Raw genomic sequence first — 12,241 nt, forward strand, 5'->3', positions numbered from 1 at the left:
GCGCGCCCCCCCTCCCGCCGCCCCCGACCTTTCGTCCCTGCCGTGGGCGGGCCCCCCCCCCCCCCCCCCCCGCCGGGGGGGGGGGGGGGGGGGGGGGGCCCCCCCTCCTCTCGGCTTCCCCATGTCGTCCCCCCTCACCGACCCGCTACGCGGGCCACCTCTCCCCATCGGGGAGAGGGACAGAAGGTCAGATGCAGCGGGGCCGGCGTAGCCATTTGCGAAGGCGACGCGGCGCTTCGGCCGCCCTTCACACCGTCGTCCAGGTCGTCACGCCGTCGCAGAGGCGCCCTTCGGGTCGCCCGGCGCGGTCTTCCAGCCGAGCGCCGGGAAACGTACCACCCGGCGGCCGCGGAAATCGTTCTCGCAGACGAGGTGGCCGCGCTCCTCCATATAGGTGAGCAGCCAGCGCCCGCGCGAGGGCGAGCGGCTGCCATAGGCGCGGGCGAGCTCCTCGTCGGCCGGCGAGGGCGCGCCCTCCATGCCGGCGCGGGCGAGGAGCAGGAACACGCCCTGCATCTCCTCCGGCAGGGCGCCGGCAAGCTCGACCGCACGTCGCCACTCGCCGTCGCGCCCCTCCCCGCCCGCTCCCGCGACGCCGGCGCGGGCAATGGCGAGGCGGCGGGTGAACTCGGCGAGATCCGGCATGCGCGAGCCGACGCGACGCACCCGGCAATGCACCGTGAAGTCCGGATAGAGCGTCGCCGCCGAACGGAACGGCGCATCCGGATCGGAAACGAACTGATTGATGATCTCGTCGATCAGCGCCTCGCGCTCCGCCTCGATGGCGGCGGCGGCCTCGACATCTGGCTCGGCCGCGACCGGGGCGACGGCATGCTCCAGCTGCTCCAGCACCTCGTCGGCCGAGGGGCCGGCCGGGCGCGACGCCGGCGCCGGCAATGGCAGGCCGTCATCCTCGAAGATGAGCCCCTGCATGTCGCCGGAGGCCATGTCCGGCAGCGGCATCAGCGAGGGGCGGCCATTGCGGGTGCCGGTCTCCACCTGCCCGACCTTCACCGGCAGCGGCCGGCGCGACAGGGCCGGGCCGAGCGCGACGAAGGAGCCGGTGTTGAGGTCGCGGAAGCTTTCCGCCTGCCGCTTCTCCATGCCGAGCAGATCGGCGGCGCGGGCCATGTCGATATCAAGGAAGGTGCGGCCCATCAGAAAGTTGGACGCCTCCGCCGCCACGTTCTTGGCCAGCTTGGCGAGGCGTTGGGTGGCGATGACGCCGGCGAGGCCGCGCTTGCGGCCGCGGCACATCAGGTTGGTCATCGCCATCAGCGAGGCGCGGCGCGCCTCCTCGGAAATCTCCGCCGCGCCGGCCGGGGCGAAGAGCTGCGCCTCGTCCACCACCACCAGCATCGGGAACCAGTAGTCGCGCTCGATGTCGAACAGGCCTGCGAGGAAGGCGGCGGCCGAGCGCATCTGCGCGTCGGCATCGAGCCCTTCGAGGTTGAACACCACCGAGGCGCGATGGCGGCGGATGCGTGCGGCGATGCGGCCGATCTCGCTCTGGGTGCGCTCGGCATCGATGACGACATGACCGAAGCGCTCGGCGAGACCGACGAAATCGCCTTCCGGATCGATGATCGCCTGCTGCACATGGCCGGCGCTCTGTTCCAGAAGGCGGCGCAGCAGGTGCGACTTGCCGGACCCGGAATTGCCCTGCACCAGCAGGCGGGTCGACAGCAGCTCTTCCAGATCGAGCCGCACCGGCTGGCCGGCTGGACCGGCCCCGAGCTCGATGGCGATGGTCATGATCTGCTTCGCGTCCCGATAATCGCCTGATGCTCCATCCGTCCCCGCCACGCTCTAGCACCATCGCGCGCGCGGGGAGCGGCACCGGCATAGAAGTCCACAGATTCGCGCCCCGCCGGCAAGGGGCGGGCGGCATCGATCACGGGGGGCGTCGACAAGACGATCCGGCTCGGACACAGTAGCCGCATGTCCGATCCCGCGCTGTTCACCATCGGTTACGAGCAGGCCAGTTCCTCGGCGGTGCTCGACGAACTGGCGCAGGCCGGCGTCGAGCTGCTCGTGGATGTGCGGGCGGTGGCGGCCTCGCGCCGGGCCGGCTTCTCCAAGACCCTGCTGGCGGCCGGCGTGGCGGAGCGCGGCATCGGCTATCTGCACCTGCGCGGCCTCGGCACCCCGGCGGAAGGCCGGCAGGCGGCGCGCAGCGGGCAGCACGCGACCATGCAGCGCATCTTCGCCGAGCACATGAGGACGCCGACCGCACGGGAGCAGCTGGACGAACTGGTGGGCCTCGTCGAGGCCGGCAGGCGGGTCTGCCTGCTCTGCTTTGAGCGGCATCCCGAGCACTGCCACCGGCTCATCGTCGCCAATCTCGTCTGCGAGCGCGTGGAGGTGCCAGTGACCCATCTGATGGCCGCACCGCTGTAGCCTCATACCGCGACCAATTGCCTACAACGCATGCGTGCATCCCGATCTTATGCGCGCATTGATTCGTTGGCAGCCGCTCCAGCCGATGCTCGTATTGGCTGAAGCATGGATTTTCACAACTTTCCGAATGGATCGGCATGGCGGGTATCCACCGTCTGGCGCTGCGGCTTTTGCTTGCCGTCGCAGGTCCCGGCGCCGCCGTCGCCGAGGAGCCGGCGTGGCAGAACCCGTTTGCCGAACGCTCCTATTTCTATTCGGGCGTCGATGTCGCCCGCGACACCTCCTATGGCTGGGCCGGCGCGGCCTGGTCGCCCTTCGGCGCCATGCACGAGGAGGGCTTCCGCCTGCGCGCCCAGGGCGGCGGCGGCCGCTATTCCTACCGTACAGATGCGGTGCCCGGCGGCTGGAACAATGCCGGCAAGGTGGAAGGCGAGGTGCTGGCCGGATGGCAGTTCCTCGAAGGCGGCCACGCGCTGGCGGTCTATGGCGGGGTGAACCTGCGCCAGGACATGCTCGACCGCCCCGATCCTTCGAACCGCGACCAGGGCAGTCATGTCGGCATCAAGGGCGTGGTGGAATGGTTTCACCGCCCGGCGCCGGACTGGGTGGCGAGCGCAGCCGCCGGCGCCTCCACCGCGGACGAGACGGCATCGCTGCGGGCCGGCCTCGGCCGCAAGCTTACCGATAAGGTGGAGCTCGGCACCGAGGCGATGGGATATGCTGACTGGTTCTCCAACACCGCCGGCATCGGGCTCTATCTCGCCAATCCCCTGCCCGGCCGGCAATGGCGCGTCGCCGCCGGCTGGCGCTGGAGCAGCGACAGCCCGGACGGCGCCTATGGCGCGCTGTCCTTCTACACGCCGTTCTAGCTACACACCATTCTAGCGGGGCCGTTCCGGGGCATCGCCTCGCGTCAGTTCTCCACGCGAACCGGCAGCCTGCCGTGCCGAAGACGCCTGGTCCTCAGGCATCCTCGGCCTGCATGCCGTCCAGCGCCGGGCCGGCATCGACATGGGCGGTCTCGGCGATGTGGTGCAGTTCCAGCGCCTGCAACTCCTCCATCGTGTCGACATCGACGAAGGCCGCGTCGTCGCTGACCTCGACATCGACCACCGCCTCGGCGTTCTCGGCGAGCAGATGGCGCGCGCCGACATCGCCGGTGAGGGCCGCCAGCGCCGGGAACATCCGCCGCGCCCAGACCACCGGATTGCCCCGCCGCCCCTCGCTCGACGGCGCGGCGGCGATGGCGCCGGGCGCGGCGTCGAGCGCGGCGATCAACCGGTCGATCAGACCGGCATGGACCTTCGGCATGTCGCCGAGCAGCACGGCGGCGGCGGGCGCTTCCGGCGGCACGGCGCCGAGGCCGACGCGGATCGAGCTCGACAGCCCTTCGGCGTAATCGGGATTGTGGATGAGATGCACCGGCAGCCCGACAAGCGCGGCGCGCAGCTTGGCGGCGTCATGACCGGTGACGACGATCACCGGCCGCGCATGCGAGGCGAGCGCCGAGAGCACCACGCGGCGCACCATCGGTTCGCCGTCGAGCGGTGCGGTGAGCTTGTAGGTCTCCGGCATACGGCTGCCGCGGCCGGCGGCGAGCACGATGGCGGCGGTCGGGCCGCCAGCATGCGGGGCCGCACCCTCGCGCGGCTGCGGACGGGACGGGATTTCCATCAGAAGACCTCCTACACCCATCGAGACAATATCGGTCCGCGAAACCGGGAGGCCGGCGAGCAGCCGGTTCAACACCCAGTCGAAGCCGTTCTCCTTCGGGCTGCGGGCGCATCCCGGCGCGCCGAGCACCGGCAGCGCCCCCAGCCGGCCGGTGAGCAGGAGATTACCCGGATCGACCGGCATTCCCAAGTGCTCGATGACGCCTCCGGCGGCTTCCAGCCCGGCAGGGATGACATCGCGCCGATCGGCGATCGCCGAAGCCCCGAACACGATGGCGAGATCGGCGCCGGCCGCCCGCGCGCGCTCCAGCCCGTGCCGCACGCCCTCCGTTGTATGCGGCACCCGCTCCTCATGGCCGATGACGGCGCCGGCAGCGGCCAGCCGTGCCGCCGTCACCCGCAGCGTCTTGGCGATCACCTTCTCGGCCAGCCCCGGCAGCAGCGTCGAGATCACCGCGACGCGCGACAGCCGGAACGGCACCACCTCGACCAGCGGCGGCCGCCCGGCGAGTACCGTCTCCACCGCCGCCATCACCGAGCCCGCCACCGCGAACGGGATGATCTTGACGGTGGCGATCATCTCGCCGGCCTGCACCAGCCGAAATTCCTGCAGCGTCGCCAGCGTCACCGTCTCGTCGACGGCGTTGAGCGCATCGACGCCGGCGCGGTCCACCCGCACCAGCCCGGCGCAGCGGGCGCGGATATTGGCGCGGCCGGTGAAGGCGGCATCGGGCGCCGCCCCGCCACCGGCGATCGCCGCGGCCACCCGTGCCGCCGCCACGTCCTCGGCGACGTCGCCGGCCTCGGCCCGCACCACCACGATATCGGCAAGCCCGTGGCCGGCCAGGGCGCCGAGCGTGCCGGCATCGAGCCGGGTGCCCTTGCGCAGCTCGAGACCCGGCAGCCGCAGCGAATGAACGTTTACCGCCCCTTCCGCCTCGCCGAGCGGTACGCGGTCGAATCTCATGCCGCCTGCCCGCTCGTGGCCGGCCCGCCGGCGCGCTCGTCCACTGCCGGCCGGCGCCGCAGTTCGCCGACGATCTCGGCCAGGATGGAGACCGCGATCTCCGCCGGGCTGGCCGCGCCGATATCGAGCCCGATCGGCGCGCGGATGCGGGCGAGCGCCTCGCGCGGCACCCCCTTTTCCGCCAGCCGATCGAGCCGGGTCGCATGGGTGCGGCGCGAGCCCAGCGCACCGATATAGAAGCAGTCGCGCGCCAGCGCCTCGATCAGCGCCGGGTCGTCGATCTTGGGATCGTGGGTCAGCGCCGCCACCGCCGTGAAGGCGTCGAGGCCGAGCCGCGGCAGCACCACGTCCGGCCATTGGGCGTGCACCTCGACATCCGGGAAGCGCTCCGGCGTCGCGAAGGCGGTGCGCGGATCGACGATGGTCACGTCGAGCCCGGCGAGCCGCGCCATCGGTGCCAGCGCTTGGGCGATGTGCACCGCGCCGGTGATGACCAGGCGCGGGGCCGGCACCTCCACAGCGAGAAACAACCGCTCATCGCCGAGCGTCAGCATGCCGCTCCTGCCGGTGCGGAGCGCCTCGGCGAGCTGCGGCGCCAGCGGATCGGCGTCGATGGCCGCCGCCTTCACCAGACGCTGCCGGCCACTGCCCAGCTCGGTGACCACGATGGCGGCGCGGCGCCCGGCGCGCTCGGCGTTCAGCTCCTCGAGCAGCAACAGATCCATCAGTTCAGCTTCTCGACATAGACGGCGATCCGCCCGCCGCAGGAAAGACCCACCTGCCAGGCGGTCGCGTCGGCGACGCCGAACTCCAGCAGGCGCGGGGCGCCGTCGACGATCACCTCGGCGGCTTCCGCCACCACCGCGCCCTCGACGCAGCCGCCGGACACCGAACCGAGAAAGCCGCCGGCCTCGTCGATGACGAGATGGCTGCCGACCGGGCGCGGCGCCGAGCCCCAGGTCTCCACCACCGTCGCCAGCGCCACGCCGCGGCCCTCGCGGCGCCAGCGGGCCGCGGCTTCCAGTACGTCGTCCTCGCGCGCGGCGGGCGCGCCAGCTTCCGAGCCGGCCATGACAGCCTCCCTTATATGTGAGCAACTATAGCGCAATGCAGCACAACCCGCCTTGCCGATAAAGGTGGAAACGGTCACAAGGTCGCGCATGAAGCCGAGCCGTTCCGCCGCCCCGCCCCTCACCCGCCTGCCGCGCACGCTGCGCAGCGCCGCCGCGCTCGCCGAAGCCGGCCTGCTGCCGCACGACTCGGCGCTGGAGGCGGTCGGCGCGCGCTATGCGGTGGCGGTCACCGCCTCGCTGGCGGCAAAGATGGCGCCGGGCGTGCCGGAAGACCCCATCGCCCGCCAGTTCCTGCCCGATGCGCGCGAACTCGACGACCGGCCGCAGGAGCTCACCGACCCGATCGGCGATAACGCGCACAGCCCGGTGCCGGGCATCGTGCATCGCTACCCCGACCGGGTGCTGCTGAAGCTGGTCGGCGTCTGCGCCGTCTATTGCCGTTTCTGCTTCCGCCGCGAGATGGTTGGCCCCGGCGCCGAGACCACCCTGTCGGACGAGGTGCTCGACGGCGCGCTCGCCTATGTCGCCGGCCATCCCGAGATCTGGGAGGTGGTGGTCACCGGCGGCGATCCCTTCATGGCCTCGGCGCGGCGGCTCAAGGAACTGATGGCGCGCCTCGCGGCCATCGCCCATGTGAAGATCGTGCGCTTCCACACCCGCGTGCCGGTGGCGGCGCCGGAGCGCGTTACCGCCGCCCTTGCCGACGCGCTGCGGGTGCCCGGCCTTACCACCTATGTCGCCGTGCACGCCAACCATGCCCGCGAGCTCGACGGCGAGGTGCGCGCGGCGCTGGCCCGCCTTGCCGATGCCGGCATCGCGCTGGTCGGCCAGAGCGTGCTGCTGGCCGGGGTGAACGACGACGCCGACACGCTCGCCCGCCTGTTCCGCGCCTTGGTGGAGGCGCGGGTGAAGCCCTATTACCTGCACCATCCCGACCTCGCGCCGGGCACCGCGCATTTCCGCCTGCCGGTGGAGCGCGGGCAGGAGCTGATGCGGGCGCTGCGCGGGCGCGTCTCCGGCCTCGCCCTGCCGACCTATGTGCTCGACATTCCCGGCGGCCACGGCAAGGTGCCGATCGGGCCGGGCTATATCGAGCCGGCGCCCGAGGGCTGGCAGGTTACCGATTATTGCGGCGAGGTCCATACCTACGATCCCCTGGCCTATGATCCCCTGGCCGGCGATCCGGCGACGGAACCGTGAAGACGCCGGCGGAGAACTGGGATGTGGTCGTCATCGGCGCCGGCGCCGCCGGGCTGATGTGCGGCATCGAGGCGGCCCGGCGCGGGCGGCGTACCCTCGTCATCGACCATGCTCGCGCACCAGGTGAAAAGATCCGCATATCCGGCGGGGGCCGCTGCAATTTCACCAATATCGGCGCCACGCCGAAGAACTTCCTCTCCGCCAATCCCGGCTTCTGCATTTCGGCGCTGAAGCGCTACAGCCAGCACGACTTCATCGCGCTGGTGCGCCGCCACGGCATCGGCTTCCACGAGAAGACGCTGGGACAGTTGTTCTGCGACGGCTCGGCGCGGCAGATCGTCGACATGCTGCTGCGGGAGCTCGACGACGCCGCCGGCGCGCTGCGCCTCGCCACCTCGGCGGCGCTGCCCGAGCGGGTGGAAGGCGGCTTCCGGCTCGCCACCTCCGGCGGCGCCCTCACCTGCGCCAGCCTGGTGGTCGCCACCGGCGGCAAGTCGATACCGAAGATGGGCGCCACCGGCTTCGGCCACGACATCGCCGCCCGCTTCGACCTCAAGGTGACGCCGACCCGCCCGGCGCTGGTGCCGCTGACGCTCGACCCGGCACTGCTGGAGCGGCTCGCACCGCTGGCCGGCATCGGCCTGCCGGCCAGAGCCACGCATGGCAAGACCCGCTTCGACGAGGCTGTCCTGTTCACCCATCGCGGCCTGTCCGGGCCCGCGATCCTGCAGATCTCCTCCTATTGGCGGGAAGGCGACGAAATCGCGCTCGATCTGGTCCCCGGCACCGACGTCTTCGCCGCCTTGAGGGCGGCGCGCGGCGAGAATGGCCGGCAGGCGCCGGGCAGCGCGCTGGCCGCGCTGCTGCCGCGCCGGCTGGCGCAACTCGCCGGCGACAGCCACGCCGCCGGCCGCAACCTCGCCGATCTGTCGGACAAGGCGCTGCGCCAACTGGCGCTGGCGGTTAATGAATGGCGGTTCAAGCCGACCGGCTCGGAGGGCTACCGCACCGCCGAGGTGACGCTCGGCGGTGTCGACACCGCCGAGCTCGACCAGAAGACCATGCAGGCCCACGCGGTGCCGGGCCTGTTCTTCATCGGCGAGGTGGTGGACGTCACCGGCTGGCTCGGCGGCTATAATTTCCAGTGGGCATGGTCTTCCGGCTGGGCAGCCGGCCAAGCCGCCTGACGCCCTCCTGCCGGACGCCTGCCGACGGCCGGATCCGCAGCCCGGCTTTGCGCGACTCGCCGCGACGGTAACCGACGGGGCCTGTCCGGCCGCTCCGGCCGCCCGTTCTTATTGCTCGGCTGTTCAAAAATGGGGATTGTGTCGCTCATGCGACATTTTTCAGACGCTGAATACCACGGCGGGCGCGTGAAATCGCACCTAGCAACAGCCTGAAATTGATTAGATTTTCGGCAACTGAGGTATTTTAATACCCATGCATCACTTCTTTCAATGATTTGCATTTCGTCTTTCGATCGAATTGTATCGGATCGCGGCGCAGGCTAAGACTCTGCGCAGCCCATCTCCCGGGCACGATCACAATATGGGCAAACCATACGGGAGCTGGGGTGGCGACATCGGCTGAGGGGAGCCGGCATACATTATGGACGTTTTTGTTCAGCAGCTCATCAACGGGCTGACGCTGGGATCGATCTACGGATTGATCGCCATCGGTTACACCATGGTTTTCGGCATCATCGGCATGGTGAACTTCGCCCATGGCGACGTGTTCATGGTGTCGAGCTTCATCGCGCTCATCTGCTTTCTGCTGGTGACCACCGTGCTGGGGATCACCTCGATCTTCCTGGCGCTGGCCATCGTGCTGGTGGTGGCGATGTTCTTCACATCGCTGATGAACTGGGCGATCGAGCGGGTGGCCTACCGGCCATTGCGCGGCTCCTTCCGCCTCGCGCCGATGATCTCGGCGATCGGCATGTCGATCTTCCTCGCCAATTTCGTCCAGGTGTCGCAGGGCCCGCGCAACAAGCCGGTGCCCCCGATGGTCACCGACGTGATCGTCATCATGGAGCGCGAGGGCTATCAGGTCACGCTGGCCTGGAAGCAGATCATCATCATGCTGCTGACCTCGGTTCTGCTCTTCGGCTTCTGGTACCTGGTGCAGAAGACATCGCTCGGCCGCGCCCAGCGCGCCGTCGAGCAGGACCGCAAGATGGCAGCGCTGCTCGGCATCAATGTCGACCACACCATCTCGCTCACCTTCGTCATCGGCGCCGCCCTCGCCGCCGTCGCCGGCACCATGTACCTGATGTATTACGGCGTCGCGAACTTCGCCGATGGCTTCGTGCCCGGCGTGAAGGCCTTCACCGCCGCGGTGCTCGGCGGCATCGGCTCGCTGCCCGGCGCCGTGCTCGGCGGGCTGCTGATCGGCCTGATCGAGGTGTTCTGGTCGGCCTATTTCTCGATCGAGTACAAGGACGTCGCCGCGTTCTCCATTCTGGCCATCACGCTGATCTTCCTGCCGCAGGGCCTGCTCGGCCGGCCGGAAGTCGAGAAGGTGTGAGGCGACGTCAATGGCCGTCGACACCGCACATCCTGCCGGCGCCATCGCGGGCTCCGGCACCTCCGTCCTTCCCGGCGCCCTCAAGGACGCCTTCTTCACCGGGCTGATCGCGCTCGGCCTGCTCGGGCCGCTGGTCGGTTTCGAGACCATCGTGATCGACGGGGCCCTCGGCCTCGCCTATCGGCCGCTCATCGTCGCCGTCATGGTCGGGATCATCGTCGCCGGGCGACTGATCCTCAACCTCACCGTCTGGTCGCCCAATCGGCGGCCCAAGGCGCAGGCCGGAACGAGCCCCGTCGCCCGCGGCATCCTCGCCATTTCTCCGGCCTTGAAGCCGGCGCTGCTGGCCTTCGCGGTCGGGTTCCCCTTCTTCGCCACCTTGATGACCGGCGGCCTCAGCGAAAGCCGCTACCTGCTCGACCTCGGCATCCTCATCCTCACCTATGTGATGCTCGGCTGGGGCCTGAACATCGTGGTCGGCCTCGCCGGCCTGCTCGACCTCGGCTATGTCGCCTTCTACGCGGTCGGCGCCTACACCTATGCGCTACTCGCCACCTCGGCGCCGGTGAACGACTTCTTCGCGGCGCTGCTCGGCGAGACCTTCTGGGCCAATTGGGCGTTCTGGTTCTGCCTGCCGGCGGCCGGTGCCTTCGCCGGGCTGTGGGGCATGATCCTCGGCTTCCCGGTGCTGCGCCTGCGCGGCGACTACCTCGCCATCGTGACGCTGGCCTTCGGCGAGATCATCCGCCTGGTGCTGATCAACTGGGTGGATTTCACCGGCGGCGGCGCCGGCATCGCCTCGATCCCCCGCGCGACCTTCTTCGGCATTCCGTTCAATGCCAGCGAGGATGGCTTCGCGGCGCTGTTCGGGCTCGAATTCAACCCGATGCACCGCATCGTCTTCCTGTATTTCATCATCCTGGCGCTGGCGCTCATCACCGCCTTCACCACGGTGCGGCTGCGCCGGCTTCCGGTCGGCCGGGCGTGGGAAGCGCTGCGCGAGGACGAGATCGCCTGCCGCTCGCTCGGCCTCAACACCACCAATGTGAAGCTCTCGGCCTTCGCCACCGGCGCCATGTTCGGCGGTTTCGCCGGCTGCTTCTTCGCGGTGCGGGCCGGCTTCGTCTCGCCGGAGAGCTTCACCTTCGACATCTCGGCGATGATCCTCGCCATCGTGGTGCTCGGCGGCATGGGCTCGCAGATCGGCGTCGCGGTGGCGGCGGCGGTGATGATGGGCGGCATGGAAATGCTGCGCAATCTCGGCTTCCTCAAGCAGGTATTCGGCGAAGGCTTCGATCCCAGCCTCTACCGCATGCTGCTGTTCGGCTTCGCCATGGTGGCGATCATGATCTGGAAGCCGCGCGGCCTCGTCTCTTCCCGCGATCCGACGATCTATCTCAAGGAGAAGAAGGCGGTTTCCGGCAGTCTCGTGAAGGAAGGGCACGGCTGATGTCCGACAACGCTCTCCCCATCCAAGGCTGGGACAAGGACCCGATCCTCACGGTCGAGCACCTGTTCATGCGGTTCGGCGGCCTCGTCGCCGTCAACGACCTGTCCTTCCGTGTCGGCCGCGGCGACATCACCGCGCTGATCGGCCCCAACGGCGCCGGCAAGACCACGGTGTTCAACTGCATCACCGGCTTCTACAAGCCGAGCGAGGGCCGCCTGATCCTCGGTCACGGCCGCGCGCCCACCGCTGAAGAACTCGCCGCGGTGACGCTGAACGGCGAGCGCGCCCTCGTCGGGCCGGATTCCAGCGTCTATCTTCTGGAGCGCATGCCGGACTTCAAGGTGTCGGGCGAGGCCAAGGTGGCGCGCACCTTCCAGAACATCCGGCTGTTCTCCGGCATGACCGTGCTGGAGAACCTCATGGTCGCCCAGCACAACGCGCTGATGACCGCCTCCGGCTATTCGCTGAAAGGGCTGCTCGGCCTGCCGAGCTGGACCGCGGCACAGAAGGATGCCACCGAGCGGGCGAAATACTGGCTCGACAAGGTCGGCCTTACCGAGCGCGCCGACGACCCGGCCGGCGACCTGCCCTATGGTGCCCAGCGGCGGCTGGAAATCGCCCGCGCCATGTGCTCCGGCCCGATCCTGCTCTGCCTCGACGAGCCGGCGGCCGGCCTCAACCCCCGCGAGAGCCTGGAGCTCAACGAGCTCCTGAGGGCCATCCGCGCCGAGCACGGCACCTCCATCCTTCTCATCGAACACGACATGAGCGTGGTGATGGAAATTTCCGACCATGTGGTCGTCCTCGACTACGGCACCAAGATAGCTGACGGCACGCCCGAGGCGGTGCGGAACGACCCGCGCGTCATCGCCGCCTATCTCGGCGTCGACGAGGATGCGGTCGAGGCGGTCGAAGCGGTGCTCGACGAAGCCACGGGAGCGCACTCGTGAGC

Annotated in this window: 11 protein-coding genes; 7 read left to right on the forward strand and 4 right to left on the reverse strand. The window is 69.7% G+C overall.

The window, feature by feature from the left end; all coding sequences use genetic code 11:
• Nucleotides 1-267: 267 nt before the first annotated feature.
• Nucleotides 268-1,755 carry an ATP-binding protein gene (locus J2X65_RS21690; protein ID WP_310205700.1) on the reverse strand — a complete coding sequence of 496 codons (1,488 nt, stop codon included), beginning with the start codon at nucleotides 1,753-1,755 and terminating at the stop codon, nucleotides 268-270.
• A 186-nt stretch (nucleotides 1,756-1,941) separates the two neighbouring features.
• Between J2X65_RS21690 and J2X65_RS21695 the strand changes: the two genes are divergently transcribed.
• Nucleotides 1,942-2,400, forward strand: coding sequence for a DUF488 domain-containing protein (locus tag J2X65_RS21695; RefSeq protein WP_310205703.1), 459 nt, complete (start codon nucleotides 1,942-1,944; stop codon nucleotides 2,398-2,400).
• 137 nt (nucleotides 2,401-2,537) lie between these two features.
• The gene (gene bcsS, locus J2X65_RS21700; protein WP_310205706.1) at nucleotides 2,538-3,269 is read left to right on the forward strand and encodes a cellulose biosynthesis protein BcsS; all 732 of its coding nucleotides are present in this window, start codon (nucleotides 2,538-2,540) and stop codon (nucleotides 3,267-3,269) included.
• Nucleotides 3,270-3,363: 94 nt separating this feature from the next.
• On the opposite strand, the gene J2X65_RS21705 is transcribed toward bcsS, so the two are convergent.
• The 3 genes from J2X65_RS21705 to J2X65_RS21715 are packed head-to-tail and all read right to left on the reverse strand — an operon-like array spanning nucleotide 3,364 to nucleotide 6,112.
• Nucleotides 3,364-5,040, reverse strand: a complete 1,677-nt coding sequence (locus J2X65_RS21705) for a molybdopterin-binding/glycosyltransferase family 2 protein (protein ID WP_310205709.1) — start codon at nucleotides 5,038-5,040, stop codon at nucleotides 3,364-3,366.
• Nucleotides 5,037-5,765, reverse strand: coding sequence for an XdhC family protein (locus J2X65_RS21710; protein WP_310205712.1), 729 nt, complete (start codon nucleotides 5,763-5,765; stop codon nucleotides 5,037-5,039). Before J2X65_RS21710 ends, J2X65_RS21705 begins: the two co-directional genes overlap by 4 nt.
• The gene (locus J2X65_RS21715; protein ID WP_310205714.1) at nucleotides 5,765-6,112 is read right to left on the reverse strand and encodes an XdhC family protein; all 348 of its coding nucleotides are present in this window, start codon (nucleotides 6,110-6,112) and stop codon (nucleotides 5,765-5,767) included. Before J2X65_RS21715 ends, J2X65_RS21710 begins: the two co-directional genes overlap by 1 nt.
• A gap of 88 nt (nucleotides 6,113-6,200) precedes the next feature.
• Between J2X65_RS21715 and J2X65_RS21720 the strand changes: the two genes are divergently transcribed.
• The 5 genes from J2X65_RS21720 (at nucleotide 6,201) to J2X65_RS21740 (ending at nucleotide 12,239) form a co-directional block, all read left to right on the forward strand.
• Nucleotides 6,201-7,313, forward strand: coding sequence for a lysine-2,3-aminomutase-like protein (locus tag J2X65_RS21720; RefSeq protein WP_310205719.1), 1,113 nt, complete (start codon nucleotides 6,201-6,203; stop codon nucleotides 7,311-7,313).
• A 56-nt stretch (nucleotides 7,314-7,369) separates the two neighbouring features.
• On the forward strand, nucleotides 7,370-8,500 hold the full coding sequence (locus tag J2X65_RS21725; RefSeq protein WP_404977781.1) for an NAD(P)/FAD-dependent oxidoreductase: 1,131 nt from the start codon (nucleotides 7,370-7,372) through the stop codon (nucleotides 8,498-8,500).
• A 421-nt stretch (nucleotides 8,501-8,921) separates the two neighbouring features.
• Entirely contained in the window at nucleotides 8,922-9,839 is a 918-nt protein-coding gene (locus tag J2X65_RS21730; RefSeq protein WP_310205724.1) for an ABC transporter permease subunit, read from the forward strand.
• A 10-nt stretch (nucleotides 9,840-9,849) separates the two neighbouring features.
• Nucleotides 9,850-11,289, forward strand: coding sequence for a high-affinity branched-chain amino acid ABC transporter permease LivM (gene livM / locus J2X65_RS21735; RefSeq protein ID WP_310205727.1), 1,440 nt, complete (start codon nucleotides 9,850-9,852; stop codon nucleotides 11,287-11,289).
• Nucleotides 11,289-12,239 carry an ABC transporter ATP-binding protein gene (locus tag J2X65_RS21740; RefSeq protein WP_310205730.1) on the forward strand — a complete coding sequence of 317 codons (951 nt, stop codon included), beginning with the start codon at nucleotides 11,289-11,291 and terminating at the stop codon, nucleotides 12,237-12,239. Before livM ends, J2X65_RS21740 begins: the two co-directional genes overlap by 1 nt.
• Nucleotides 12,240-12,241 lie beyond the last annotated feature (2 nt).

It is taken from the genome of Ancylobacter sp. 3268 (genome assembly GCF_031456575.1).
Classification (GTDB): domain Bacteria; phylum Pseudomonadota; class Alphaproteobacteria; order Rhizobiales; family Xanthobacteraceae; genus Ancylobacter.

What these genes read in the sequence shown, in the direction of transcription:
- J2X65_RS21740 (WP_310205730.1), top strand. Translation starts at nt 11,289, where the DNA reads ATGTCCGACAACGCTCTCCCCATCCAAGGCTGGGACAAGGACCCGATC.
- J2X65_RS21695 (WP_310205703.1), top strand. Translation starts at nt 1,942, where the DNA reads ATGTCCGATCCCGCGCTGTTCACCATCGGTTACGAGCAGGCCAGTTCC.
- J2X65_RS21710 (WP_310205712.1), bottom strand. Translation starts at nt 5,765, where the DNA reads ATGGATCTGTTGCTGCTCGAGGAGCTGAACGCCGAGCGCGCCGGGCGC.
- livM (WP_310205727.1), top strand. Translation starts at nt 9,850, where the DNA reads ATGGCCGTCGACACCGCACATCCTGCCGGCGCCATCGCGGGCTCCGGC.
- J2X65_RS21720 (WP_310205719.1), top strand. Translation starts at nt 6,201, where the DNA reads ATGAAGCCGAGCCGTTCCGCCGCCCCGCCCCTCACCCGCCTGCCGCGC.
- J2X65_RS21705 (WP_310205709.1), bottom strand. Translation starts at nt 5,040, where the DNA reads ATGAGATTCGACCGCGTACCGCTCGGCGAGGCGGAAGGGGCGGTAAAC.
- J2X65_RS21690 (WP_310205700.1), bottom strand. Translation starts at nt 1,755, where the DNA reads ATGACCATCGCCATCGAGCTCGGGGCCGGTCCAGCCGGCCAGCCGGTG.
- J2X65_RS21715 (WP_310205714.1), bottom strand. Translation starts at nt 6,112, where the DNA reads ATGGCCGGCTCGGAAGCTGGCGCGCCCGCCGCGCGCGAGGACGACGTA.
- bcsS (WP_310205706.1), top strand. Translation starts at nt 2,538, where the DNA reads ATGGCGGGTATCCACCGTCTGGCGCTGCGGCTTTTGCTTGCCGTCGCA.
- J2X65_RS21725 (WP_404977781.1), top strand. Translation starts at nt 7,370, where the DNA reads ATGTGCGGCATCGAGGCGGCCCGGCGCGGGCGGCGTACCCTCGTCATC.
- J2X65_RS21730 (WP_310205724.1), top strand. Translation starts at nt 8,922, where the DNA reads ATGGACGTTTTTGTTCAGCAGCTCATCAACGGGCTGACGCTGGGATCG.